Origin of the sequence: Roseovarius marisflavi (assembly GCF_900142625.1) — a bacterium.
Taxonomy (GTDB): Bacteria; Pseudomonadota; Alphaproteobacteria; order Rhodobacterales; family Rhodobacteraceae; genus Roseovarius; species Roseovarius marisflavi.
Map to the genome: position 1 here is coordinate 167,238 of NZ_FRBN01000002.1, position 22,856 is coordinate 190,093.

General features: G+C 59.6%; 27 protein-coding genes, 1 tRNA gene and 1 pseudogene. 14 read left to right on the plus strand and 15 right to left on the minus strand.

Translation table 11 applies throughout. The features are described 5' to 3' along the window. Positions 1-3: 3 nt before the first annotated feature. The gene (locus BUB78_RS03100; protein WP_073194941.1) at positions 4-555 is read right to left on the minus strand and encodes a TetR/AcrR family transcriptional regulator; all 552 of its coding nucleotides are present in this window, start codon (positions 553-555) and stop codon (positions 4-6) included. A gap of 187 nt (positions 556-742) precedes the next feature. Here BUB78_RS03100 and BUB78_RS03105 point away from each other — a divergent pair, with 187 nt between their 5' ends. From BUB78_RS03105 to BUB78_RS03120, 4 genes are all read left to right on the plus strand, one after another. Continuing rightward, positions 743-1,510, plus strand: coding sequence for an SDR family NAD(P)-dependent oxidoreductase (locus BUB78_RS03105; protein WP_073194943.1), 768 nt, complete (start codon positions 743-745; stop codon positions 1,508-1,510). Positions 1,511-1,672: 162 nt separating this feature from the next. Further along, on the plus strand, positions 1,673-2,260 hold the full coding sequence (gene hisB / locus BUB78_RS03110) for an imidazoleglycerol-phosphate dehydratase HisB (RefSeq protein WP_073194945.1): 588 nt from the start codon (positions 1,673-1,675) through the stop codon (positions 2,258-2,260). A gap of 3 nt (positions 2,261-2,263) precedes the next feature. Continuing rightward, positions 2,264-2,902 (plus strand): imidazole glycerol phosphate synthase subunit HisH, encoded by a 639-nt coding sequence (gene hisH / locus BUB78_RS03115; protein WP_073194947.1) that lies wholly within the window; start codon positions 2,264-2,266, stop codon positions 2,900-2,902. Beyond that, positions 2,903-3,859: a glutaminase gene (locus tag BUB78_RS03120; protein ID WP_073194950.1), complete on the plus strand. Its 957-nt coding sequence runs from the start codon at positions 2,903-2,905 to the stop codon at positions 3,857-3,859. A 21-nt stretch (positions 3,860-3,880) separates the two neighbouring features. On the opposite strand, the gene BUB78_RS03125 is transcribed toward BUB78_RS03120, so the two are convergent. Beyond that, positions 3,881-4,273, minus strand: a complete 393-nt coding sequence (locus BUB78_RS03125) for a DUF2147 domain-containing protein (RefSeq protein ID WP_073194952.1) — start codon at positions 4,271-4,273, stop codon at positions 3,881-3,883. Positions 4,274-4,414: 141 nt separating this feature from the next. Here BUB78_RS03125 and hisA point away from each other — a divergent pair, with 141 nt between their 5' ends. Next, the gene (gene hisA, locus BUB78_RS03130) at positions 4,415-5,134 is read left to right on the plus strand and encodes a 1-(5-phosphoribosyl)-5-[(5-phosphoribosylamino)methylideneamino]imidazole-4-carboxamide isomerase (protein WP_073194955.1); all 720 of its coding nucleotides are present in this window, start codon (positions 4,415-4,417) and stop codon (positions 5,132-5,134) included. 34 nt (positions 5,135-5,168) lie between these two features. On the opposite strand, the gene BUB78_RS03135 is transcribed toward hisA, so the two are convergent. Continuing rightward, positions 5,169-5,624 carry a DUF302 domain-containing protein gene (locus tag BUB78_RS03135; RefSeq protein WP_073194957.1) on the minus strand — a complete coding sequence of 152 codons (456 nt, stop codon included), beginning with the start codon at positions 5,622-5,624 and terminating at the stop codon, positions 5,169-5,171. A gap of 100 nt (positions 5,625-5,724) precedes the next feature. Here BUB78_RS03135 and hisF point away from each other — a divergent pair, with 100 nt between their 5' ends. The 3 genes from hisF to BUB78_RS03150 are packed head-to-tail and all read left to right on the plus strand — an operon-like array spanning position 5,725 to position 7,093. After that, the gene (gene hisF / locus BUB78_RS03140; protein ID WP_073194960.1) at positions 5,725-6,489 is read left to right on the plus strand and encodes an imidazole glycerol phosphate synthase subunit HisF; all 765 of its coding nucleotides are present in this window, start codon (positions 5,725-5,727) and stop codon (positions 6,487-6,489) included. Beyond that, positions 6,486-6,800 (plus strand): phosphoribosyl-ATP diphosphatase, encoded by a 315-nt coding sequence (locus BUB78_RS03145; protein ID WP_073194962.1) that lies wholly within the window; start codon positions 6,486-6,488, stop codon positions 6,798-6,800. The genes hisF and BUB78_RS03145 overlap by 4 nt, the downstream gene beginning before the upstream one ends. 2 nt (positions 6,801-6,802) lie before the next feature. Beyond that, complete coding sequence (locus BUB78_RS03150) at positions 6,803-7,093, plus strand: Dabb family protein (protein ID WP_073194964.1); 291 nt, start codon at positions 6,803-6,805, stop codon at positions 7,091-7,093. 87 nt (positions 7,094-7,180) lie between these two features. On the opposite strand, the gene BUB78_RS03155 is transcribed toward BUB78_RS03150, so the two are convergent. Beyond that, positions 7,181-7,654: a CoA-binding protein gene (locus BUB78_RS03155; RefSeq protein WP_073194966.1), complete on the minus strand. Its 474-nt coding sequence runs from the start codon at positions 7,652-7,654 to the stop codon at positions 7,181-7,183. Positions 7,655-7,890: 236 nt separating this feature from the next. Next, positions 7,891-8,208 carry a hypothetical protein gene (locus tag BUB78_RS03160; protein WP_073194968.1) on the minus strand — a complete coding sequence of 106 codons (318 nt, stop codon included), beginning with the start codon at positions 8,206-8,208 and terminating at the stop codon, positions 7,891-7,893. 114 nt (positions 8,209-8,322) lie between these two features. On the opposite strand from BUB78_RS03160, the gene BUB78_RS03165 reads away from it, so the two are divergent. Continuing rightward, a complete protein-coding gene (locus BUB78_RS03165) occupies positions 8,323-9,252 on the plus strand; it encodes a hypothetical protein (RefSeq protein ID WP_073194970.1) in 930 nt (309 codons plus the stop codon). On the opposite strand, the gene rlmB is transcribed toward BUB78_RS03165, so the two are convergent. After that, entirely contained in the window at positions 9,234-10,010 is a 777-nt protein-coding gene (gene rlmB / locus BUB78_RS03170; RefSeq protein WP_073194972.1) for a 23S rRNA (guanosine(2251)-2'-O)-methyltransferase RlmB, read from the minus strand. The genes BUB78_RS03165 and rlmB overlap by 19 nt on opposite strands. Positions 10,011-10,146: 136 nt before the next feature. Here rlmB and BUB78_RS20605 point away from each other — a divergent pair. Continuing rightward, positions 10,147-10,230, plus strand: a tRNA-Tyr gene (locus BUB78_RS20605). Positions 10,231-10,990: 760 nt separating this feature from the next. Here the strand turns inward: BUB78_RS20605 and BUB78_RS03180 are convergent. From BUB78_RS03180 to BUB78_RS03190, 3 genes are all read right to left on the minus strand, one after another. Then, positions 10,991-11,347: a chaperone modulator CbpM gene (locus BUB78_RS03180; RefSeq protein ID WP_073194977.1), complete on the minus strand. Its 357-nt coding sequence runs from the start codon at positions 11,345-11,347 to the stop codon at positions 10,991-10,993. Beyond that, positions 11,344-12,279: a DnaJ C-terminal domain-containing protein gene (locus BUB78_RS03185; RefSeq protein WP_073194979.1), complete on the minus strand. Its 936-nt coding sequence runs from the start codon at positions 12,277-12,279 to the stop codon at positions 11,344-11,346. Before BUB78_RS03185 ends, BUB78_RS03180 begins: the two co-directional genes overlap by 4 nt. 448 nt (positions 12,280-12,727) lie before the next feature. Then, positions 12,728-14,293 (minus strand): winged helix-turn-helix domain-containing protein, encoded by a 1,566-nt coding sequence (locus tag BUB78_RS03190; RefSeq protein ID WP_073194980.1) that lies wholly within the window; start codon positions 14,291-14,293, stop codon positions 12,728-12,730. A gap of 120 nt (positions 14,294-14,413) precedes the next feature. On the opposite strand from BUB78_RS03190, the gene BUB78_RS03195 reads away from it, so the two are divergent. After that, positions 14,414-14,980, plus strand: a complete 567-nt coding sequence (locus BUB78_RS03195; RefSeq protein ID WP_073194982.1) for a hypothetical protein — start codon at positions 14,414-14,416, stop codon at positions 14,978-14,980. Between the two features lie 204 nt (positions 14,981-15,184). Then, positions 15,185-16,267, plus strand: a complete 1,083-nt coding sequence (gene cysK, locus BUB78_RS03200) for a cysteine synthase A (RefSeq protein WP_073194983.1) — start codon at positions 15,185-15,187, stop codon at positions 16,265-16,267. A gap of 463 nt (positions 16,268-16,730) precedes the next feature. On the opposite strand, the gene eda is transcribed toward cysK, so the two are convergent. From eda to BUB78_RS03230, 6 genes and pseudogenes are all read right to left on the minus strand, one after another. Continuing rightward, complete coding sequence (gene eda / locus BUB78_RS03205) at positions 16,731-17,384, minus strand: bifunctional 4-hydroxy-2-oxoglutarate aldolase/2-dehydro-3-deoxy-phosphogluconate aldolase (RefSeq protein WP_073194984.1); 654 nt, start codon at positions 17,382-17,384, stop codon at positions 16,731-16,733. Between the two features lie 5 nt (positions 17,385-17,389). Further along, positions 17,390-19,201: a phosphogluconate dehydratase gene (gene edd / locus BUB78_RS03210; RefSeq protein WP_073194985.1), complete on the minus strand. Its 1,812-nt coding sequence runs from the start codon at positions 19,199-19,201 to the stop codon at positions 17,390-17,392. Positions 19,202-19,264: 63 nt separating this feature from the next. Then, positions 19,265-19,672, minus strand: a pseudogene (locus tag BUB78_RS03215) (glucose-6-phosphate dehydrogenase); the annotation flags it as partial. Between the two features lie 566 nt (positions 19,673-20,238). Further along, positions 20,239-20,760: a helix-turn-helix domain-containing protein gene (locus tag BUB78_RS03220; protein WP_139279233.1), complete on the minus strand. Its 522-nt coding sequence runs from the start codon at positions 20,758-20,760 to the stop codon at positions 20,239-20,241. Beyond that, the gene (locus tag BUB78_RS03225) at positions 20,753-20,959 is read right to left on the minus strand and encodes a helix-turn-helix transcriptional regulator (RefSeq protein WP_073194989.1); all 207 of its coding nucleotides are present in this window, start codon (positions 20,957-20,959) and stop codon (positions 20,753-20,755) included. Before BUB78_RS03225 ends, BUB78_RS03220 begins: the two co-directional genes overlap by 8 nt. Positions 20,960-21,105: 146 nt before the next feature. After that, a complete protein-coding gene (locus tag BUB78_RS03230; RefSeq protein ID WP_073194991.1) occupies positions 21,106-21,837 on the minus strand; it encodes a hypothetical protein in 732 nt (243 codons plus the stop codon). Between the two features lie 3 nt (positions 21,838-21,840). On the opposite strand from BUB78_RS03230, the gene BUB78_RS03235 reads away from it, so the two are divergent. Both BUB78_RS03235 and BUB78_RS03240 read left to right on the plus strand, forming a co-directional pair. After that, a complete protein-coding gene (locus tag BUB78_RS03235) occupies positions 21,841-22,164 on the plus strand; it encodes a J domain-containing protein (protein ID WP_139279235.1) in 324 nt (107 codons plus the stop codon). Between the two features lie 12 nt (positions 22,165-22,176). Next, the gene (locus tag BUB78_RS03240) at positions 22,177-22,761 is read left to right on the plus strand and encodes an NAD(P)/FAD-dependent oxidoreductase (RefSeq protein ID WP_245813339.1); all 585 of its coding nucleotides are present in this window, start codon (positions 22,177-22,179) and stop codon (positions 22,759-22,761) included. Positions 22,762-22,856 lie beyond the last annotated feature (95 nt).

Sequence of the window (22,856 nt, forward strand, 5' to 3'; positions counted from 1 at the left end):
CGATTATTGCGGTCGCGGCAAGTCTATATTGTCAAACACCGAAACATCGCCCAGGGTCCGCGCAAGGATAAGCGCGCCCTCGGATGTGGCCAGCGTGCCAAGCGCCAGCGTGCGCCGCGCCGAGGCGCTTGCCGCCCAATCGCTCTGTTCAAAGGCGCCGATCAGCCAGCCGATGGTTTCCTCAAAGAACCGGCGCGTTTCGGCGACCACCTCTGGCGGCAGGTCGGCAATCTCGGCGCCGAGCATTCCGCACAGACACATGAGGTTTTCCTCGACCAGCGAGGCGCGCGTCAAGGCGTGCAGCCTGTCCTGCGCTGCGGTGGCGCTCTTCGGGGCCTCTTCCACCGGTCCAAGAGCCGCCATGAACGTCGCCGTATAGCGCCGCGCCACTGCGGCCCCAAGCGCCCCCTTGGTGGGGAAATGGTAATGCACGCTGGCGCTTTTGACGCCGACCGCATCGGCGATCTCGCGAAAGCTGACGCCATTATAACCCCGGTTTCGGATCATCGCGTCGGCGGTTTCAAGAATGCGGTGTTTCATGTCTTGCGCGGTCATGGCGGCCCCTCATGTGTCTACCGATAGATAGAGGGAAGTCGCTTCACGATCAAGCTCTGCTGTCGGCTTCGGTGGCTGGCCCAAACCTCAATTGCCTACCTAATGGTAGATAGTGATTGACTCATAGCGGCGCAGCGCCCATTCAATATATCTACCTACTGATAGGTTGATAGAATCGGAGATTACCATGACACCCACACCCCCTCTTGCGCTTATCGTCGGCGGCTCGTCCGGCATGGGCTATGCCACCGCCGAACGCCTGCTGAATCGCGGAGTCGAGGTCGCCCTTTTGGCGCGACCCGGCGACAAGCTTGAAAACGCGGTCAAATCCCTCGGGGCCAAAGGCGCCGTTCACAGCATGGGGATTGACCTGACCCAAGGCGACAGCGTGACCAAGGCGCTTACGGCCATCGCGGGGCGCGAGCGCCATATCTCGATGCTGGTCAATGCGGCCGGCACCTTTAGCCCCAAATCCTTTCTGGATCACGACGAGGCCGATTTCGACCATTACCACGCGCTGAACCGCGCCACCTTTCGCCTGACACAGGCGGTGGCGCGCAACATGGTGGCCCATGGTGGCGGCGCCATCGTCAATATCGGCTCGATGTGGGCGCATCAGGCGATCAAGGCCACACCCTCTTCGGCCTATTCCATGGCCAAGGCGGGCCTGCACGCACTCACACAGCATCTGGCGATGGAACTTGGCGAGCATGACATTCGCGTCAACGCCGTGGCCCCGGCCATCGTTGAAACCCCGATCTTCGGTGCCTTCATCGCGCCCGAGGACATCAGCAAGACGCTGCATAACACTTTCGATGCCTTCCACCCGATTGGGCGCATCGGAACGCCCGGCGATATCGCCGCCACGATCGACTTTTTGCTCTCCGATGCCGCCGCTTGGGTCACCGGGGCGATCTGGAATGTCGATGGCGGGGTCATGGCAGGGCGCAACTAGGGCGCTGCCCAACAGGCGCGTGGGCAAAATACGGTCAGTAACCCGCTGACCTGCGGGGGTTTTTGGGCAACGCCCGCCCCCGCTTTGCCCGCCACCGCCGCTTGGGCCTTGGCGCGCGACCCCGCAGCGATTATACACCGCCCAGCAACCAGCGGAGGCCCCATGCGCAGCGCCCAGATCAGCCGTAAAACTGCCGAGACCAATATCAGTGTCAACATCGCCCTTGATGGCACCGGATCTTATGACAATCAGACCGGGGTCGGCTTTTTCGATCACATGCTGGATCAACTGGCACGCCACTCGCTGATTGACATGAAAATCCGCTGTGAGGGCGATCTTCATATCGACGATCACCACACCGTTGAGGATGTGGGCATCGCCTTGGGTCAGGCCCTGAGCCACGCGATTGGCGACAAGAAGGGCATTCGGCGCTATGGCGCCTGCCTCTTGCCGATGGATGACGCGCTTGTGCGCGCCGCGCTTGATCTGTCGGGGCGGCCCTACCTTGTGTGGAACATGGAGTTGCCGACCGCCAAGATCGGCACCTTCGACACCGAGTTGGTGCGCGAATTCTTTCAGGCGCTCAGCACCCATGGCGGCATCACCCTGCATGTCGATGCGCTCCACGGGATCAACAGCCACCACATGGCCGAGGCCGCGTTCAAGGCGGTGGCGCGCGCGTTGCGCGAGGCGGTGGAAACCGATCCGCGCACCGCAAACGCCATTCCCTCGACCAAAGGCGCACTCTGAGCCATGACAACGGTCATCGTCGATTACGAATCCGGCAACCTGCATTCCGCCGAAAAGGCGTTTCAGAGGATGGCGTCAGAGACCGGCGCAGGCCGCGTTCTTGTCACCTCTGACCCCGAGGTGATCCGAAGCGCGTCGCGCGTGGTCTTGCCCGGTGACGGGGCGTTTCCGGCCTGTCGTCAAGAGCTGTTTGACCATCGCGGCGTGTTTGAGGCGATCGAAGAGGCGGTGATCGCCAAGGGCCGCCCTTTCATGGGCATCTGCATCGGCATGCAGATGATGGCGACGCGCGGGCTTGAATATCAAGAGACCCCCGGCTTTGACTGGATCGGCGGCACGGTCGAGCATATCGCGCCCGATGACGCGGCCCTGAAGGTGCCGCATATGGGCTGGAACGATCTGGTGATCGACCATCCGCACCCGTTATTTGATGGCATCGAGACCGGCAACCACGCTTATTTCGTACATTCCTATCATTTCCGCGTGGCCGATCCAGCGCATCTTTTGGCGCATGTCGACTATGGCGGGCCGATCACCGCCGTGGTCGGGCGCGACAACATCGTCGGCACCCAGTTTCACCCCGAGAAAAGCCAGAATACCGGCCTGCGGATGATTGCGAATTTCCTGAACTGGACGCCGTAAATGACCCTGACGACGGCCCGGCTGCAAGCGATCCTGAGCGAGATCACGGACCTCGCCCGCGCCAGCGACAGCCCCGGCAAGGTTGCCGATTACATCCCTGAACTGGCCTGTATCGACCCGCGCCAGTTTGCCATCGCCCTTGCCCGCCCCGGCAAACCGACGCTTGTGGCGGGCGATGCGGCGGTGCCATTTTCGATTCAATCGGTATCAAAGGTGTTCATGCTGGCGCTTGCGCTTGGCAAAATGGGGGATCGCCTCTGGGCCCGTGTGGGGCGCGAACCCTCGGGGCAAGCCTTTTATTCCATGCTGCATCTGGAGCTTGAAAAGGGCCGCCCCCGCAACCCTTTCATCAACGCGGGCGCGATTGTCACCACTGACGCGGTGCTGCAAGGCGCAAGCCCGAGCGAAGCGCTTGGGGCGCTGCTGCGCTTTGTCCGGGCGGCGGCGAATGATGACGATATCCACATGAACGAGCGCGTGGCACAATCCGAGATTGCCACAGGACACCGCAATTTCGCCCTGGCGCATTACCTGTTGTCGCATGGCAATCTTGCCAATACGCCCGACCTGACGCTTGGCACCTATTTTCACCAATGCGCGGTTGAGATGACTGCGGCGCAGCTGGCCAATGCCGGGCTGTTTCTTGTCGGCGGATCAGACGCGCCGCGCCTTGTGTCGCCACAGCGTATCCGCCGGATCAACGCCCTCATGATGACCTGCGGCCATTACGACGGGTCGGGCGATTATGCCTATCGCGTCGGTCTTCCGGGCAAAAGTGGCGTGGGCGGTGGCATCCTGAGCATCGTGCCGGGGGTTGCCTCGGTCGCGGTCTGGTCGCCGGGCCTTAACCACTATGGCAATTCCAAGCTTGGCACCGAAGCGATGGAACGCTTTGCGCGGCTCACCGGCTGGTCGGTCTTCGGACCAACAGCGGCGTCCGGTCAAACGGGCGGATGAGAGACCGATCCGCCCAGGGGCTTACCTGACCTTTTTCCAGGTCCCGCCGTCACGGCAGATCCCGAACACACAACCACTGACCTTGAGCGTATCACCGCTGAGTTTGAGCTTGGAACTATAGGTCTTGTCGCGGTCCGGCGAATAAACCTTGCCCTTGTAAGAGCCGCCGCCGGTGTTCTTGGTTTCGGAGATGATGTTGCGGCCGATGTTCTTGCTCGCCATCTCTTTACCGGACGAATCATAGGACTTCACCAGCGTGCCACAGAGGGTGGCACCGCAGGGCGCGACCTGGATCAGGCCCGAATTGCCATTATCATCGGCCGTCGTGCGCCATGTGCCCTCAAGCGGATCAGCGGCGGCGGCCATGCCTGCGCTGAACATGATCGCGGCTATGGTGAGTACAAGTTTTTCCATATTTTCAATCCTCCCGGTTGTCTCGTAAGGTGGCTTTTCCCGACTAACCTTACAATTGCCTTACCCCTGCCCCCTGTCCACATTGCAATTCGGGTTTGGCCTGTGCAAAAGGCCGTGACGTTACGACAGAAAGCCAAAAACATGATTCTTTACCCCGCCATCGACCTCAAAGACGGCAAGGCCGTGCGCCTTGTGAAGGGCGAAATGGATCAGGCCACCGTGTTCAACGATGATCCCGCCGCACAGGCGCTCGAGTTCGTGAACGCCGGCTGCGAGTGGCTTCACCTTGTCGATCTCAACGGGGCCTTTGCCGGCGAGCCGGTCAATGCCGCCCCGGTCGAGGCGATCCTTGAGCGCTGTCGCGTACCCGCCCAGCTTGGCGGAGGCATCCGCGACATGGCGACGATCGAACGCTGGCTCTCCAAGGGGCTTGCCCGGGTGATCCTTGGCACGGTGGCGGTGGAAAACCCAAGCCTTGTGCGCGAGGCCGCGCGTGCCTTTCCCGGCCAGGTCGCGGTTGGCATCGATGCGCGCAATGGCCGCGTCGCCACCAAGGGCTGGGCCACCGAGACCGATGTGATGGTCACCGATCTGGCGAAATCCTTTGAAGACGCGGGCGTTGCCGCGATCATCTATACCGACATCAACCGTGACGGTGCGATGAAAGGCCCCAATGTCGAGGCCACCGCCGCGCTTGCCAATGCGGTCTCGATCCCCGTTATCGCAAGCGGCGGCGTCAGCTCTCTGGACGATCTGATCGCCCTCAAGACTTGTGGCGCGCCGCTTAACGGGGCGATCTCGGGGCGCGCGCTTTATGACGGCGCGCTTGACCTGAAAGAGGCGCTTGCCGCCCTGCGCTAGCGGTTCCCCCCGGCCGGTGCCGGGGGCCTCGCCATTATTCGCCTGCGGCCTTGCCGGTCAGCTTGCCCAAAGCGCCGGTCATCGTCTTGATATATCCCGCATCCTCGGAAATGCCGCCAAGATCGCCAAGCATCTCCTTGGGGTCTTCATAGGCCAGCCAAGTTTGGCCCGCGCCATCCTGATAGACCAGAACTTTGAGCGGCAGGAACAGCCCCGCAACCGCGTTATCCTGAATGGCAGGCGTGCCCAGCTTGGGGTTGCCAAAGATCAGAACCTGCGCCGGGGCCAATTCCATATCAACCTTGGCAGCACCTGCCGCATGATCGACGCGGGCAAAGACCGTCGCCCCGGCCCCGGTCACGGCGGCCTCAAGCCGGTCCATGGTTGTCGCCACATCGCCCGACGAGCGGACCTTGACGATATCGTCATTGCTGGCAAAGGCCGGCAAAGCCGCAACACAGACCGCAACAGCCGCAAGAAAACGCTTCATCGTAAACTCCTTCAATTTCAAAACTTATCGGTCTTACCCTCTGGCATGTAACTACATTTGGCCATAAACATCAGCGTGAAAACACTGTAACAGCGATAATATGCTCAAAACCCGCATCATACCCTGCCTCGACGTGGCCGATGGCCGCGTGGTCAAAGGCGTGAACTTTGTCGATCTGGTCGATGCCGGCGATCCGGTCGATGCCGCCCGCGCCTATGACGCGGCGGGCGCGGACGAGCTTTGCTTTCTCGACATTCACGCCACCCATGAAAACCGCGGCACGATGTTTGACGTGGTGCGCCGCACCGCCGAGCAATGCTATATCCCCCTCACCGTCGGTGGCGGCGTACGCAGCGCCCAGGATGTGCGCGCCTTGCTGCTGGCAGGCGCCGACAAGGTAAGCTTCAATTCCGCCGCCGTGGCCGATCCCGACGTGGTCGCGCGCGCCGCCGATCAGTTCGGCAGCCAATGCATCGTCGTCGCCATCGACGCCAAGACCGTCGCGCCCGGTAAATGGGAAATCTTCACCCACGGCGGGCGCAAACCCACCGGCATTGATGCCGTCGAGTTCGCGCGACTGGTGGCCTCCAAAGGCGCCGGTGAAATCCTGCTCACCTCGATGGATCGCGACGGTACCAAGCAAGGCTTCAACCTGCCGCTGACACGCGCGATCTCGGATGCGGTGGATATCCCGGTGATCGCCTCGGGCGGCGTCGGCACACTCGATCACCTTGTCGAAGGGGTGACCATCGGCGGCGCATCTGCCGTGCTGGCCGCCTCGATCTTTCACTTCGGCACCTTCACCATTGCCGAGGCCAAGGCGCATATGGCCGCCGCAGGCATCCCGATCAGGATTGGCGCATGACCCTCGACGAACTTGCCAAAACCATCGCCGCTCGCGCCACTGCCGATCCTGACTCCAGCTGGACCGCGCGCCTTCTGGCCAAGGGCCCGGAAAAATGCGCCGAGAAATTCGGCGAAGAGGCGGTCGAGGCGATCATCGAGGCGGTCAAGGGCGATAATGCGGGCCTGACATCCGAGGCCGCCGATGTGCTGTTTCACCTGCTGGTGATGCTGCAATCGCGCGATATTGCCCTTGCGGACGTCATGGCCGAGCTTGCACGCCGCCAGGGCACCTCGGGCCTTACCGAAAAAGCCTCTCGACCCAAGGGATAATCATGATCCGCCATATCGTTTTCTTCAGCGCCGCCAATCCCGATGACGTGGACCAAATCCACGACGGCCTGATGATGCTTGCCGAAATCCCGCATGCGCACCACTTCGAGGTGGGCCGCAACCTGCAAAGCGACCCCATCGCCGGGGACCGCGTCGATCTGGTTGTTTACGCTGAATTTGAAGACGACGCGGCCATGGCCGCCTACAAGGCCCATCCGATCTATGCGGCCTGCATCGCCCGCGTCCGCCCGCTGCGCGAATTGCGCATTGCCGCCGATTTCAAGGCAAGCTGATCAAACCCACATTCTTCTTGGCAAAAATACTCCGGGGGAGTCCAGGAAAATTCGGCGAATTTTCTTGGATGGGGGCAGCGCCCCCTCTTAAAGCTTCGACGAAATCACCCCGGTGTTAAAACCGCCCATGCGCAATTCGCCGAACAGCCGCTGATATTCTATCTTGGGACAGCGGTCCATGATCACATCCACCCCGCGCGCCCGTGCGACCTTGGCCGCCTCGGCATGCTCCACCCCGATCTGCATCCAGATCGTCTTGAGCCCCGGAAAAGCCGCAAGCGCCTCATCCACGATCGGCGGCACATGCTCTGAGCGGCGAAAGATATCCACCATGTCCACATCGCCCTCGATATCACCAAGCGTCGCCACGACTTTCTGACCAAACAGCATCTGACCGGCATGGCCGGGATTGACCGGCACCACCCGGTATTTCTTGAGGGTCAGGTATCGCGCCACGTAATAGCTTGGGCGCACCGGGTTCATCGACACGCCCACCACCGCCACGCGCCGCGTGCGGGTCAGGATCTCGCGCAGATGGGAATCACTATATGTCTCGCTCATGGCGCGTAGAAAACCATGAAACTGCACCGGGCAAAAGCCGGAAAACGCGCCAGAAAAAAGCGCCCAAGCAAAAGCCTGGGCGCCAGTCGCGGAACGAGGGACAGTGATGTGAGGCGCTGAGGTTCCAGATCAACGCCTCTGATAGGTATCTAGGTACGATTCCCACAATAAAAAGGCCTTGTAATATAGCTGTGAACATGGCGTTAACAATTTTCGCGGCCAAAACGCGCGTTGAGTCAGTCAAAGATATCCTCTACCACATCCCAGATTTCTTCCAGCACCCGCCGCCCGAAGGTCTTGCGCGATTTGCGGGATTTCCGGCTGCGCCGCTCGGCGTGCTCAGAGCTGGGCCGGGGGCCACAATCCTGGCGTGGCAGGGGCATCGGCCGCCCTCGCCCCGTGGGCGCGCCAGAGCGTGTCACCGGCTTGTGCAGCGCCTTCATCTCGTGCAGCGGCGCACCGCAACTGGCACAGATCAATTCATGTCGGCCCCGGTCAAGGACGAGCGCCGCGCGGGTGCTGCAATAACTGCATGTGGCGATTTTTGGTGTCATGGCCCTGATATCGGGCAGATGTGGAGGATTTCCAACCCCTGCGGGCCAAAACTTTCGCGCCTGCCCGCGCGGCGTGCTATGATTGTGCCATTCAAAGCACAAGGATTTCAGCCAATGACCGATCTGCCAGACAGCCCCCTTCCGCCGCAACCGCCAAGCTTGCAACCCGGCCCTCAGGATTTGCCGTTTGACGTGGATCTGCGCAAGTTGAACCTTGGCGTGGGCTATGTGGCGCTGCTGTTGCCGGTGTCGCTGGCGCTGGTCACGCTCTTGACCAACACCTGTTTCAACGCTTCGATCAGCCATTATTATTACAGTCGGCTGGGCGGTGACATCCTTGTCGGCGCGCTAAGCTTCATCGGCTTGCTGCTGATGTTCTTTTACGGCTTTCGCACCACCAACCGGCTCGGTTGTCTCGGCTATGGCAAGATTGATATCGTGCTTCTAAAGCTCGCAGGGCTTGCCGGCATTATGGTGGCGTTTTCGCCCACCACCGGCTCGGGCTGTGCCTATGACGGCGCCGAGGTGGCGCGGGTCTTTTTGACGCAGGCACAGGGGTCCGAGGGGTTCCACCCGCCTGGCGGCACGGTAAGTGGCACGATTTCCTATGATTTCTGGGCCAGTTTCCCGATTTTTGGTGGCCCCGAGAATGTGCCGACCCTGCTCAAGGCGCTGCATTTTGGCGCCGCCGGGGTGATGTTCTCCATCCTTGGCTATTTCTCGTATTTCGTCTTCACCCGCGAGAATTCACCCGCCGCGCGTGCGCCCGGCAATCGCAAGGACCGGCGCAATATCTGGTATCGCGCCCTTGGCCGGGTGATCTTCGGGGTGGTGGCCGTGCTGGCAATCAAGGGCGCTCTTTTGGGGCTTGTCCTGCCCGCGGCAATGGCCGAATCCATCGCCGCCTTTTGGGACAGCCTGCGCCTGACATTCGTCGGCGAGAGCATCGGGTTGATCAGCTTTGGCTTTAGCTGGATGATCAAGGGCCGATTTATCTATGCCTTCGAGGATGCCGCCGCGATGCCTCAGGGGCGCGTAGCGTAGAGCGCCACCGCCGCCGCGTTCGAGACATTGAGCGAGCCGAAATCGCTGGCAAAATCGATCCGCACAAGCGCGTCAACGCTTTCGCGGGTCTTCTGGCGAAGCCCCGGCCCCTCGGCCCCAAGCACAAGCGCGACGGGGCGGTCACGCCGCCCCTCGACGGCGGCCTCGATGGTGGTCTCAGCCTCGCCCGCCAGCCCCAGAACGATGTACCCCATGCCCTGAAGCTCGGTGATGGCATCGGCCAGGTTGCGCACCCGCAGATAGGGCTGGCGCTCAAGCGCGCCGCTGGCGGTCTTGGCCAGAGCGCCGGTTTCAGGCGCGGCGTGATGGCGCGGGGCAATCACGGCGCGCGCGCCAAAGACCTCGGCCGAGCGCAGGATCGCGCCCACGTTATGCGGATCGGTCACCCGGTCCAGAAGCACCACGCGCGGCGCGCTCAGCCCGTCGCCAAGACAGACCTCCTGCAGGCTGCCCCAGGCCAGCGGCTTGACCTCAAGCGCGGCCCCCTGATGCACCGATTGCGGATCAAGCGGCGCGGTGAATTTGCGCGGATCGACGATCTCTGGTTCGACGCCAGAGGCGGCAATCGCTTGCGCCAGCTTGTCGGCGGCGTTGCGCGTCACGATCAGCTGAAGCTTTTCGCGCGCCGGATTCTCCAGCGCGTCACGCACCGCATGCAGCCCGAAAAGCCACACAGTCTCTGCCGCAGCCGCACGTTTGGACTGTTCTTTATCGATCACCCAGCGGGGTTTTTTCATTGGTCTGGTGCCTCTTTCCTCAGGGCGGCGACAATGCGACGCCCCGCAGCCGCTTGCAAGGCATTTTCCGGTTGACGGGTCGGCGCGGCGCTTGTAATCAGCCCTCCACGTCAGGCGCGTTTTTCGCCGGACAAGTGGGCGACAGGCCGCAAGGTGTGGCAGGGGACTGTAACTCCCTCGCGGAGACGCACGCCTGGTTCGATTCCAGGGTCGCCCACCATTTACTTTCTTAACAGTGATTTAGAACGCGAGACTTCCCGGTGCGACAAACTGGTGAGGCAACCGCATGCGTCACGCAGCTTATCTAAGCACTTCAAGACACGGAATTTTTTACTTCCGCCTCCCCATTCCCTCTGAATTGCACCCGGTAGCCGCGATCCGCGCTAACGACAGTACCGCGGACTTGTGCTGGCGCAGCTTTTGCTCACGCAGCCTCTCCTCGCACTTGCAGCGGGATTTTTGTTTAGATGCCGATCGCATCAGCAATGCGGTCATTCAACATGGCCATCAGACACAACTCCAAACCGCACTCTTTCTACATGGTGACGGAACGAGAATGGAGAAGGACGAAATGGGCCATCGCTGCAATTGGATCGATGTCTGGATTTGTTAAGACGCGCTAACATGCGTGATATACAAAACTCTCGATCCATTCGCCTTTCTTTGCCTGTCAGCCAAGCGTTGCCTAGCCGCTTCAAGTTTCAAATATGCAATGTCCAGTTGGAGCCTCGCCCGTTCACGTTTATCATAGAGCCGCCTCACAATTGAGCCAGGATTTCCAATCGCAGTCAGACCGCGTTGGCTGGCCTTTGGAAACCATGTTCTCACTTCGCGCTGCGCTAGGCTCCAAGATCTGTCTGCATCAAGATAGCGTTGATAGGTCAACAGGAGAACGCGACGTCTAGTTTCAAGATTAGCGTACATTTGTCTTCTCACTCACTTTGTTTCGGTCCGAGTATGAGATCAAGGTCTGACAATCCCTAGTGGTCACCAGCTGTTTCTTCCGAACTGCCATGAAGACCGTGGTATTTCTCAACGACGGTTCGGCGCACATCATCAGGCTGCTCCGAAAGTGCCTCCTTCAGGGCCCGCAACTCTCGACGTGTCTGATGCAGACGATCGATAAGGGTAAGAACAACCGGAAGCACATCGGTCGAGAGCGACATGTCCTTTTTTAAATCGCACAGAAGTCGGACGCGGGCGATGTCTACATTGTCGAAAACCGGCCCTGCTTCACCATGAGCGGGACGCACCCAACCTTCGCGCACCCAGAACCTTAAATCTCGCAGCGTCACGCGCTTGACGCGTGCAACAACCATATGTTCATCGAAATTCATGTTTTTCTCCGCAATTCTTCTCGGGGATCGAAACCGGCATGATCCCGCCAACGAGACGCAAGATCTTCCATCTGATCATCGATTTTGTCCGGCAACACTATCTTAAGGCGAACAAACTGATCTCCGGCTGTACCATTACCCGTTTTGACCCCTTTCCCCTTAAGGCGCAGTCGGCGACCAGAGGAGGCACCTTTCGGGATCGTCATGGACACCGCCCCAGAGATCGTTGGCACCTCGATCTTTGCACCAAGGACCGCTTCGTCAAAGGTGATTGGCACCTCGACCTCGATGTCATTACCGTCGCGCACAAAGACCTGATGGGGGCGGACGTTGACGGTCACGAACGCATCGCCTGCCGGTCCCTGCCCAATACCCGGAGCCCCCTTACCGCGCAGGCGAAGGGTCTGGCCATCCTTTAACCCGGGAGGAATTGAGATCTCAATCCCGTTCCCATCAGGCATTGTGACGCTGCGCCTTGCGCCAAGAGCGGCCTCGATAAAATCAATGTCGAGGTGGTAGCGTACATCGTGGCCGCGCGCATTAAACTCTTGCCGATAACCTCCAGCGCTGCCGCGCTGGCGACGGCCAAAAAGATCTGAGAAAATATCAGACGCATCTTCGAAACCGCCCATGCCCGAGTTGGGGTCATACCGCCGCCCGGCATCCTGACCGGCGTAGTCACGGTAATATTGTCTTTCAGCGCGCTCTTGACCGCTTGCGTCAATTTCCCCGGCGTCGAAGCGTTTGCGTTTTTCCGGATCACTTAACAGATCATTGGCTGCCGCAACGGCTTTGAATTCGGCCTCTTTGCGGGCATCGTCGGGGTGTAGGTCAGGGTGAAGCGCCTTTGCGAGTTTGCGGTAAGCCTTTTTGATCTCGTCCTGCGTGGCCGTCCTTTTTACGCCTAGCACCTTGTATGGATCTTCATTCATGGGTTCTCCAATCACTGACCGCGCTCGTGAGGCGATCTTGCGCGAACCAGTCCGGTTGCCTGTTCGCGCCCACGCAAAACCTTTTTGGAGGCACGGATCTTTCCCCCCAACTTTTTAGCAAAAAAGAAACAAGACGACCACAAGCAAGTTGCCCGGTTTTGTGGTTCAATGAGCGCCCCAGAAAGACCCGGCAATACCAGACACAAGCAGAGAAATTTGAAGCCTGTGTTGCAGCGACCCGTTGAAACCACAGGACGAAGCCGACTTTTGGCGATTATCCAGCAAACGGCAGCTAAGCTTCGAGATTTCCAAACTTCGCCATCAAACCAAATTCTGAGGACTACAAAAATCTCGGGTAAAAGGACTTCACAAAAATATGTCCAATCCGAAACATAGGTTCCAGCTTGCAGCGCGTCAAAAATGGTCAGGCAAAGTTCCGCACGATGTTTCAGTCGTTTTTCAACCCGGCTGAAACCAGTGCCGAGGTCATCAGAGCGCGCATCTCCGCATCCTCAAAGGGAAAGGCCTTGAAAAACATTGCCACCGAGGCATCAGGCCTTCGCTCCTGCATGGCCCTGGCCCAATATCGTGCCTTCTCATCATCGCCTTTGATCTTGCAGATCATCGCAGCTATGGCCCGGATGAGAAAGTGAGCGCCCGGCGCGCGGGCGCCTTTTTCTGCCCAAAGCAATGCATTGTCGTAGTCTTCGAGTTGCAGATAGGCCAATCCGCGAGCGCTTTGCATCGCATACAAAAGCGGGTCGAGTGGACTAAGGGCAATGGCTTGTTCCAGTTGTGCCAGCGCCTCGGCCCCTCGTCCCGCCATGACGTCAGCCCAGCCATGCGCATAGAAACCCTGTGCGAAATTCGGGCTAAGCTCGACGCATCGGTCGATCCAAGGCATCCCCGCCTCCGGGTCGCCCCTGAGCCAGTGTGCCCGACCTAACGTGAAATTACCAAAAGGGTCTACCGGATCGATCTCGACACATTTCTCGGCAAACCGGCGGGCGTTGTTCGCGTCTTCGTTCGTGTCGGTGCTGTACTGCAGAAAGGCTGTCTGAAAACTGGTGAAGGATCGCGCCGCATAGGCCCGAGCAAAGCCGGGCTCAAGCTGCGTCGCGCGTTCAAAATGACCTGCAGCAATCTGGTTGTCGGTCTTGTTGAAGCGGTACATGTGCTGCAAACCAAGGTGATAGATGCCCCAGGCATCCAGGTTTTCGGGCGGACACAGGCGGGCACGCTTGGCCTCGTTCAGTGGTACGTGCAGTTCCAGCGCCGATATCAAATGTGTCACAATATCGTTTCTGGTCTCATTCACGTCACTGACCGTCCCTGAGAACCGTTCGCTCCAAATCACTGCCTGAGTGCGCGTATCCGACAGTTCCACCAAAACCGCGATCACAGCGCCGTAAATCTCGACAAGTCCGGTAAGGCAGTACTTCGCGCCAAGTGTTGCGTGGATGGCGGACAAGTCCGGATCGTCGTGCCGAAAGCGGAAGGTGGATCCGCGTGAAATCACCGTCAGCCAGCGCAGGCGGGAGAGGCAGGAAATCAATTCGGCCGGAATGGCATCGGCGATGGCGCTGTAGGCTTCGGAGTATCCGACCATCCTGAACGGCAGGATGGCAATCGATGGTCTGCCGGTGTCGGCCACAGGATCAGCCGACGGCACAAGGGCGTCGGCAGTCCTGGCTTGCGCGGGCACAGTCGGATGCGCGGTCCCGACAAACCGCACCCCGCGCCCGCGCAGAGTTCGGATATACTTTTGAGTAATCCCATCATCGCCGAGGGCCTTGCGCGTCGTCTTGATCACCGTGGAAATGGCCGCTTCGGACACAATCCGCCCGCCCCAGACCTTTTCGACGATCTCGTCCTTGTCGACCATGCGGTCCTGGTTCACCACCAGGAGCGAGAGCAAGTCGAACGCGCGCGGTTCGATCGCCACGTCTTCTCCGGACTTGAGCAGCAAGCCCCGATCCATGTCCAGCGTGAAGGGCTCGAAGTCGTAGCGCATGTGTTCTCCCCGCTCACCCGCGCGCGATTCAACAGGAAAATCTCAAGTTATCCTCAAGCACTCTCCGTCACGATCTGGCAAATATAATTTATTATCTCACACATCACAGGAGAATTCAAAATGTCGATACCTTCGAAGCTTGGTGCAGGTCGTTGCATCCATGCCATTGCTGCCTTGTCCCTTGTCGGCACCACCACGATCGCCGCCGCGGAAACGGCCGAGGACAAGATCGCACGGGCGATGAGCGCAGCCCCGTCGGATATCAGTGAGGCCGCCACGATCATGGATGTGGATGGCACGATCCTGCGCGAAGGATCGAATGGTTGGGTGTGCTTGCCAGGCATAGGTCTGATCCCCGGCGACCAGCATCCGATGTGCAATGATGCGGTCTGGATGAAATGGATGGCAGCTGCCGGGTCAGGCTCTGCCTTTTCGACCGACGTCGTTGGCGTGTCCTACATGCTGATGGGCGACGCCATGGTGAACAACGAAAATCCGATGGCCACGGACCCCAACGACGGTGGCGTCTGGGTCCAGGAAGGCCCCCACACGATGATCGTTTTTCCGAACATGGACATGCTCGCGGATCTCCCGCGCGATCCGTTTGCCGGAGGTCCCTATGTCATGTGGGGTGAAACGCCGCTGGCGCATGTCATGCTACCCACCGAGGCCAAGACCGCACCCTGACAAGAATAGTGACACGAGGCACGATATCTGAAATTATTGCCCGGCAGAGCGCCAGGCGGGCCAGCGATGCAGCGGATGCATACTGCATAGTGTCGGTTTCAGGGATCGCCTCGGCGAAGCAAAGCAATGCTCCCCGGCCGCAATACCGAAGTCTGCGGCCGGAATGCAAACCACGCCCGGGCGCACACAGTGAGAGGACAATCCATGCCAGCCGACGCAGCAATCAGGATCACCAAAGGCCGGGGACGTCTTTACGACAGTGTTCTCGAGACGATCGGCGATACCCCGGTGATCCGCATCAACAACATTCCGAGTCATGGCGCCACGATTTACGTCAAGGCCGAAGCATTCAATCCGGCGGGGTCCGTCAAGGACCGGCTGGCGGTGAACATCATAGAGGCGGCGGAACGGTCCGGCGCCCTGAAACCCGGTCAGACAGTGGTCGAGGCGACCAGCGGGAACACCGGGATCGGTCTTGCGATGGTCTGTGCCCAGAAGGGATATCCGCTTGTTGTGACGATGGCAGACAGCTTTTCGGTCGAGCGGCGGCGCCTGATGCGGATGTTCGGTGCCAAGGTGGTTCTGACCCCGCGTGCGGAAAAGGGCCTTGGCATGTACCGCAAAGCAGTCGAACTGGCACAGACGCACGATTGGTTTCTGGCCTCGCAGTTTGAAACGCAAGCCAACGCCGACATTCACGAAAACACGACCGCACGGGAGATCATCGCGGATTTTGATGGGTCCCGGCTGGACTATTTTGTGAGCGGCTATGGCACCGGCGGCACGGTGACCGGAACCGCCCGTGTCCTGCGCAAGGAGCGGCCAGACACCAAGATCATCCTGACCGAACCTGCCAATGCGCAGCTTTTGGGCAGTGGTCACGCGCAGGAACGCGGCGCCAATGGCGCGCCCGCCCTCAGCCATCCGGCCTTCGAGCCGCATCCGATCCAGGGCTGGACACCGGATTTCATTCCGGCGGTGCTGCAAGAGGCAATTGACGGCGAATACTACGACGAGTTGATCCCGGTCACTGGTGCCGACGGAATCAAACATGCACAGGAGTTGGCCAGAAAAGAAGGAATATTCACCGGCATTTCGGGTGGGGCGACTTTTGCCATCTCACTGGCGGTCGCGAAAACAGCCCCCGATGGCGCCGTGATCCTGTGCATGTTGCCAGACACCGGAGAACGCTACCTGTCCACACCGATGTTCGAAAGCATCGAAGAAAACATGGATGACGAAGAGCTTGCGATCTCACACTCCACACCCAGTGCCCAGATCGGCTGAATGTGGAACATGGGGATATTTTGAAACAACGGGCAATCGCCGCGCTGGCGTCTTAGCCATTAAAAAAGTGAGGTGTTTCCCTGCTTTCCGATGATCGACGAACCGATCTCCGGACTCGTGTCGGCGTTTGTGAGCATCGTGATTTTCTGACAGAAACTTCGCGGAAAATATACTCTTGGCATATGCCAGGTTTTCTTCCTGGCCGCCGGCACGGCGCTGGCGGTGGTGCGCCATCGGGTTCAGCCCATCCCAACACCAACCATGGCCTCAGGACCAAAGAAGCGGACATCCACCCTCATCCCTTGCGTTGTCGTCTGCACCCGCTGCGATGAGAGCCTCGATGACGGTAAGGTTATTGTTAAGGCGGAAAAACCATCGAACCGATCGGGATCGTTGAACAGGGACAGGATCGTACGGCCCTGCGCTGCCGCATCGTTTTGCTCCAGCTTTTTCCAGATGCCCCTTATGCTTCGGTTCCCAGGCGGGCGGCGGTCCGGGCCAGGGCCTCGATACCGGCCCAATCGCCCGCTGTGACAAGGTCCTTGGGCGCGACCCAGCTGCCACCGGCACAGAGCACGTTGGAAAGCGTCAGGTATGTTTCGGCATTGCCCGGGTTGATCCCGCCCGTCGGGCAGAAGGTGATCTGCGGCAACGGCGCGCCGATAGCCTTGAGCGCAGGTGCCCCACCCGAGGTCTCGGCAGGGAAGAACTTGAGCATGTCATAGCCGCGCGCCAGCAGGCGCATCGCTTCGGTTGCGGTGGCAGCGCCCGGCAGCAGGGGCAGATCTTCGGCTTCGCAAGCGGCGAGCAATTCATCCGTCGCGCCGGGTGAAACGCCGAAAGTCGCACCAGCGTCCTTGGCGGCCCGCACATCTTCGGGCGTGATCAGCGTGCCCGCCCCCACATGCGCGCCGGGAACCTTGCTCATCGCGGCGATGGCGTCTAGCGCCGCAGGGGTACGCAGGGTCACCTCAAGCGCGGGCAGCCCACCAGCGACAAGGGCTTCGGCCAAGGGCCGGGCCGACCTTGCGTCATCGACAACCAGTACCGGAATAATCGGGGCCAGTGCACAGAAATCGCGTGCCAACCGGCTTGCATCGCGTGGGGAAAGGGTCATCTGGTTCAACCTCCAAAAATGGACGCGCCGGCCGTGGCCGCGCTGACAGAGTTGCGGAAGGCCGCGAAAAGCTCGCGCCCCGTGCCCACAGCGTTTGCCGACAGATCCGCCGTGACGGCGGGGCGGTCTGTGACGTCCAGGGTCAGGATGTCGAGCGCACCTGTCACAGCATCGACACGCAGCAGATCGCCGTCCTGCAGTTGGGCAATCGGGCCGCCGTCCACCGCCTCCGGGCTGACATGGATTGCGGCGGGCACCTTGCCCGAGGCCCCGGACATGCGCCCGTCGGTCACCAGAGCGACCTTTTGACCGCGCCCCTGCAGGATAGACAAGAGAGGCGTCAGGCTGTGCAGTTCGGGCATGCCATTGGCCTTAGGGCCCTGAAAGCGGACAACAACGATCACGTCACCGGTCAACTCGCCGACCTTGAAGGCCGCTTTGACCTCGTCCTGACCGTGGAACACGCGGACCGGCGCTTCGACAGCCTGATGTTCGGGTGCAACGGCCGAGACCTTCATCACCGCCGTGCCCAGCGACCCGGTCAGGCGCTTGAGGCCGCCGGTCGGCTGGAAGGGATCATGCGCGGGGCGAACGATTTTCTCGTTCAGGCTTTGCCCGGATCCCTTGCGCCAGCTCAGTTTACCTTGCGCATAGCACGGGTCTTGCGTGTAGTGTTCAAGGCCTTGCCCGGCTACCGTTTGCGTGTCCGAATGCAGCAGCCCGGCCTTCAACAGCTCGCCGATCAGATAGCCCAACCCACCCGCGGCGTGGAAATGGTTCACGTCTGCCAGCCCGTTGGGATAAATGCGTGCCAGCAGCGGCGTGACGTCGCTGAGATCGGAAAAATCCTGCCAGTCCAGAATGATCCCGCCTGCGCGCGCCATGGAAACAAGGTGAATGAGCAGGTTGGTCGATCCGCCGGTTGCGTTCAGCCCGACGATGCCATTCACGAAGGCGCGTTCATCGAGAATATCACAAACCGGGGTGTAGTCGTTGCCCAAGGCACTCAGGCCGAGGGCACGTTTTGCGCCCTCGCGGGTAAGTGCGTCGCGTAGTTCGGTGTTGGGCGGCACGAAGCTGGCCCCGGGCAGGTGCAGCCCCATGAACTCCATCAGCATCTGGTTGGTGTTGGCGGTGCCGTAGAATGTGCATGTTCCGGGGCCGTGATAGGCGGCCATCTCGGCCGCCATCAGCGCGTCGCGCCCGCATTCTCCGGCGGCGAATTGCTGACGCACCTTGGCTTTGTCGTGATTGGGCAAGCCGCTTTCCATCGGACCGGCGGGCATGAAGACCGCAGGCAGATGCCCGAAGGCCTGTGCCGCGATCACCAGACCCGGCACAATCTTGTCGCAAACCCCCAAGAACACCACCGCATCAAAGGTGTTGTGGCTGAGCGCGACCGAGGCCGCCAGCGCGATCACGTCGCGCGAAAACAGCGACAGCTCCATCCCCGCCTCGCCCTGCGTCACGCCATCGCACATGGCCGGCACCCCACCGGCAACCTGCGCCGTACCGCCGACCTCACGCGCGGCTGCGCGGATCAAGTCGGGATAGCGTTCAAAGGGCTGATGCGCCGACAACATGTCGTTATAGGCGGTGACGATCCCGAGGTTGCCCGCGCTGGTGGCTGCCAGCCGGTCCTTGTCCGAGCCCGAGGCCGCATAGGCATGCGCCTGTCCGCTGCACGACAGATGCGCCCGCGCGGGCCCTTTGGCTCGCGCCGCGGCCATGTTGGCCAGATAGGCCGCACGGGTGGCTTCGCTGCGCGCGATGATCCTGTCAGTTACGCGTTGAATAGTCTCGACCGGCTTGGTCATCTCGGGTCTCCTGCTTGGCGATACGTGCTTTTGATGCGTTTCGTCCGGATTGAATTGTCATGGTCAGGCCTCGATTTCGCGCCAGCGGCGTCCGTCCCGGTGCAACAGCATCAGCGCGTCCTCCGGGCCCGAGCTGCCAGCGTCATAGGGCGACGGGGCCTGCCGCGCCTCCTCCCGGCCGGTGAGGATCGGATCGACCCGGCTCCAGGCGGCTTCGACTTCGTCACCGCGCATGAACAGGGTCTGATCGCCGCGGATCACATCCATGATCAGCCGCTCATAGGAGTCTTGCGGTGCGGCGTGGTCACCAAGCGATTCGGCGAAGGTCATGTCGAGTGACACTTCGGTCAGCCGAAATCCGCCGGGGCCGGGTTCTTTGATGGTGTTGCGCAGGGTGACCCCCTCGTTCGGTTGCAACCGCATGATCATCGCGTTACCGCGCCGCCCTTTCATCATGGGGAAGATCATATGAGCCGACATTCCCCAAGTGGCCTGCCATTTGTCTGTACGGTTGCCTTATGCTGCCCCATAATCAAGCATTATTCTACCCCGAGCGGTGTCTGCGGTTGCGTAAACACCCCGAACTGGTTGGATCGAGCCGCGAATCCCTGCCGGGGTGTCGCGGCGGCCCTGTTTCTCAGCGCCCTGGACAGACCTGTTGAGCCGCGTTCGTTGAGTTTGAGTTGGGAACGCTGTCACGCGCATAGCGGTGGCGCTCGCAGTCGGTGGATGGCGGCAAGGATGACCCATTCGTCAGGTTGGCTACTGCGCATCAGCCTCGGCATAGAACTCCCGCCTGAAGTGGTTGACCGGCAACTTCCCGCCCCCCCATCAAGCGCAAATCTGAGGCTTACAGAGGCATTCTGGGGGAAAAAGGGGTCTAGCAGGGCCGCAACAACCAAAGCTCGGGCCGCATCCGAACAACTCACTGAAATTGAATGTTCAAAATCTCAGGCACGGAAGTATACAGCCGTTTTGAGATGGTGGAACTCTAGTTCAGAGGCGGGACCGACTTACAACATTCTTTACAACACGGGTTACAACATGGCCTTAATGACATGAAATATAGACCACTTTTCTAAATGACCGTCCAACCTGTTTGCAAAGCTGAAAGACTGGCGGCGCATCGCTACCCGATATGACAGATGCCCGCCTTCTTTGACATGAAAGGTTTGGGCAAACGCATCTGACTTTCCATTGGAAATGATGCGGCTCGAATACGCGTCGCAATGGCTGCAAATGCCAAGCAAGCGGGTTGTTTTCGTCGAATTTGAGAAGGCCTCAACTGTCATGGCAGCAGGCTTGCGACCTGTTTTACAGGATGGGCAGTACAATTCGTCGGATGCGAGAGGCGTCTTTTTGGCGCGATATTTGGCCCGCAGATATTCACGCAGCGCCAAGCCTGAGAACAACAAAGGCTTCTTGGAAGACATCACAGGCAAGCCATCCTTCACCCAATTGCGGATTGTTGCGGGGGACTTTCCGAGCGCCTTTGCTGCCTCCGAAACGTCGTATGTTAGGGCCGACTTTACCGCCATCGGGTTGGCACGCTTACTCATTTGCGTCGCCCTCAAACAGTGCGCGCACGTCCTCCACCTTCCATACCGTTGTGCGCGGTCCAAGTTTTTGAGACGGTGGAAACCGCCCATCCTTGACGCCTTGCCACCATGTCGATTTTGACACTGGAATGGGACCCGCCGGGGCCAATATTTGCGACAGGCGCACAAAGCCTGACTTTGGGAAATTGGGATAATCCATCTTTGCTCGATCTCAATTGTTGCAGTTCCAACAAAGACTGGAACGTTCAGCGACCGATGTACGGGATCACGCCAACTTGAAGCGGATCAAAAATAGATCATTGATTTCATATCATCTTTTTAATTTTAATCGTTAAACGATCAAAATCACTTCGGCTTCCAATCCTTGGAGATATGGTCTGCGCCCCGCCTCAAGTACTTTCGAATCGTATCTTCGGACATTTGAAGCCCCATTCCAGCTGCAAGTTCGTTGACTTCTTTTGGGACCGGGCTTCGTGCCGCGCTGGGATCATAACCGTAATACTCAATGACCATTGCAGCGAATAGCTGGCAAATTGAGTCAATTTCTCGCTTGTGAGGTCGTACGTCCAGCCCTTCCCCGGGACTATCAGAGGCCACCGTCTCAGGTTTCAAATAATGGGAGGAGAAGCCGGGGTGTACGTCCAACGACACGAGATCAAACCAACTAAAAAGCTCCTTCGGCCTAATGCGGCCAGCACCAGAAAACATGGGGAATTTGCGGCTAATTTGATCTCGCCGACGCAGCATATATCGAAGCGTATCCCAGAGATCGACGCCTTTGCTAAGTGAGACCGCCATTTTCCGCACTGCATCCTCGGAAAAGTGTGACGGTTCGACACCTAGCGAAAGGAATAGCGCCTCGTGGTTTGTGAAATGCGGAACCTGCGCCCAATAAGCGAAGTCAGCTATATAGTCTGGGTGACCAAAACCGCCTGCATACCAAGGTGGCTGCTTTTTTTCGATAATTCGAATTTCACTGCGTTGGTGCGTGAACCAACCATCGCGGATTTTGTTCGGATCATCCATGCCGTGGTTGACGAGTATTAAGATATCGTCGTCGGAAAAGCGGGACAACATTTGTTGGCAAGCGTACCCGCCCTGCTCCTGCTGGTCAGCGGGACTGGAAAAATTCTGTGGCATCTGATCGGCGCGCCGTTCCGCACGCGGCGGCTGGAACAATGGCAGGAGCCAGAGGCTGAACATCTATGGCGCGGCCTCACGCGCTATGAAGTTGCATGCATCATCCTTGAGCTGGAAACCGGCACTTTTGATCGCGCCGCACTCAAGGCCGCGTACCGCAATATGATGCGCCGCGTGCATCCTGATCAGGGCGGCGATGCGGAGGATGCGAAAGTCGTGAACCGCGCGCATGAGATCATCAGCAATGCGCATGGCTGGCGCTAAGTGCGGGGCACTATGGCCCCCTTCATGCGACGTCACGGGATCAACATCCATGAAATCTCACCAAAGGAAACTGCCGATCTGTTCCCAATCGGGGATCTGAACGATGTGCTGGCGGGCTTCTACATACCTGAGGATGGACGCGCCAATCCGGTTGACGTGACCATGTCGCTGGCAAAGGGTGCACGGATGGGCGGCGCCCGGTTTTTCGAAGGCACGACCGCGTCCGAAATCATGGCCAAGAATGGTACCGCAACCGGGGTTCGCACTGCTGATGGCCAGACCATCACCGCCGAAAACGTCGTAATCTGTGGCGGGATGTGGTCCCGCCAGCTGGGGGCCAGAGCCGGGATCAATCTGCCGCTGCAGGCCGCCGAGCATTATTACCTGATCACCGAAAACAACGAAGGGCTCAGCCGCGATCTGCCGGTCCTGGAAGATCCTTCAACCTACACCTATTACCGTGAAGAGGTCGGCGGACTGATGCTGGGGCTTTTCGAGCCGGGCGCAGCTCCGTGGAAACTGGAAGGTATTTTCGGTTCGGCCAAAAACATGACGGTTGGAAGAAATGTTCGTTTTTCCAACATTCTCTGGACCTGAAACTGGCTGAAAGCAGCCATTCGCAGCGTCTTGCTTTGAGGTCTGCTGAGCGGACTTAGCGGGCATTTGAGTTGCCATGATGAACGTCCGCATCT

Excerpts from the sequence above, each read along its gene's own strand:
- BUB78_RS03100 (WP_073194941.1), bottom strand. The coding sequence starts at position 555 with ATGACCGCGCAAGACATGAAACACCGCATTCTTGAAACCGCCGACGCG.
- BUB78_RS03105 (WP_073194943.1), top strand. The coding sequence starts at position 743 with ATGACACCCACACCCCCTCTTGCGCTTATCGTCGGCGGCTCGTCCGGC.
- hisB (WP_073194945.1), top strand. The coding sequence starts at position 1,673 with ATGCGCAGCGCCCAGATCAGCCGTAAAACTGCCGAGACCAATATCAGT.
- hisH (WP_073194947.1), top strand. The coding sequence starts at position 2,264 with ATGACAACGGTCATCGTCGATTACGAATCCGGCAACCTGCATTCCGCC.
- BUB78_RS03120 (WP_073194950.1), top strand. The coding sequence starts at position 2,903 with ATGACCCTGACGACGGCCCGGCTGCAAGCGATCCTGAGCGAGATCACG.
- BUB78_RS03125 (WP_073194952.1), bottom strand. The coding sequence starts at position 4,273 with ATGGAAAAACTTGTACTCACCATAGCCGCGATCATGTTCAGCGCAGGC.
- hisA (WP_073194955.1), top strand. The coding sequence starts at position 4,415 with ATGATTCTTTACCCCGCCATCGACCTCAAAGACGGCAAGGCCGTGCGC.
- BUB78_RS03135 (WP_073194957.1), bottom strand. The coding sequence starts at position 5,624 with ATGAAGCGTTTTCTTGCGGCTGTTGCGGTCTGTGTTGCGGCTTTGCCG.
- hisF (WP_073194960.1), top strand. The coding sequence starts at position 5,725 with ATGCTCAAAACCCGCATCATACCCTGCCTCGACGTGGCCGATGGCCGC.
- BUB78_RS03145 (WP_073194962.1), top strand. The coding sequence starts at position 6,486 with ATGACCCTCGACGAACTTGCCAAAACCATCGCCGCTCGCGCCACTGCC.
- BUB78_RS03150 (WP_073194964.1), top strand. The coding sequence starts at position 6,803 with ATGATCCGCCATATCGTTTTCTTCAGCGCCGCCAATCCCGATGACGTG.
- BUB78_RS03155 (WP_073194966.1), bottom strand. The coding sequence starts at position 7,654 with ATGAGCGAGACATATAGTGATTCCCATCTGCGCGAGATCCTGACCCGC.
- BUB78_RS03160 (WP_073194968.1), bottom strand. The coding sequence starts at position 8,208 with ATGACACCAAAAATCGCCACATGCAGTTATTGCAGCACCCGCGCGGCG.
- BUB78_RS03165 (WP_073194970.1), top strand. The coding sequence starts at position 8,323 with ATGACCGATCTGCCAGACAGCCCCCTTCCGCCGCAACCGCCAAGCTTG.
- rlmB (WP_073194972.1), bottom strand. The coding sequence starts at position 10,010 with ATGAAAAAACCCCGCTGGGTGATCGATAAAGAACAGTCCAAACGTGCG.
- BUB78_RS03180 (WP_073194977.1), bottom strand. The coding sequence starts at position 11,347 with ATGAATTTCGATGAACATATGGTTGTTGCACGCGTCAAGCGCGTGACG.
- BUB78_RS03185 (WP_073194979.1), bottom strand. The coding sequence starts at position 12,279 with ATGAATGAAGATCCATACAAGGTGCTAGGCGTAAAAAGGACGGCCACG.
- BUB78_RS03190 (WP_073194980.1), bottom strand. The coding sequence starts at position 14,293 with ATGCGCTACGACTTCGAGCCCTTCACGCTGGACATGGATCGGGGCTTG.
- BUB78_RS03195 (WP_073194982.1), top strand. The coding sequence starts at position 14,414 with ATGTCGATACCTTCGAAGCTTGGTGCAGGTCGTTGCATCCATGCCATT.
- cysK (WP_073194983.1), top strand. The coding sequence starts at position 15,185 with ATGCCAGCCGACGCAGCAATCAGGATCACCAAAGGCCGGGGACGTCTT.
- eda (WP_073194984.1), bottom strand. The coding sequence starts at position 17,384 with ATGACCCTTTCCCCACGCGATGCAAGCCGGTTGGCACGCGATTTCTGT.
- edd (WP_073194985.1), bottom strand. The coding sequence starts at position 19,201 with ATGACCAAGCCGGTCGAGACTATTCAACGCGTAACTGACAGGATCATC.
- BUB78_RS03220 (WP_139279233.1), bottom strand. The coding sequence starts at position 20,760 with ATGAGTAAGCGTGCCAACCCGATGGCGGTAAAGTCGGCCCTAACATAC.
- BUB78_RS03225 (WP_073194989.1), bottom strand. The coding sequence starts at position 20,959 with ATGGATTATCCCAATTTCCCAAAGTCAGGCTTTGTGCGCCTGTCGCAA.
- BUB78_RS03230 (WP_073194991.1), bottom strand. The coding sequence starts at position 21,837 with ATGTTGTCCCGCTTTTCCGACGACGATATCTTAATACTCGTCAACCAC.
- BUB78_RS03240 (WP_245813339.1), top strand. The coding sequence starts at position 22,177 with ATGGCCCCCTTCATGCGACGTCACGGGATCAACATCCATGAAATCTCA.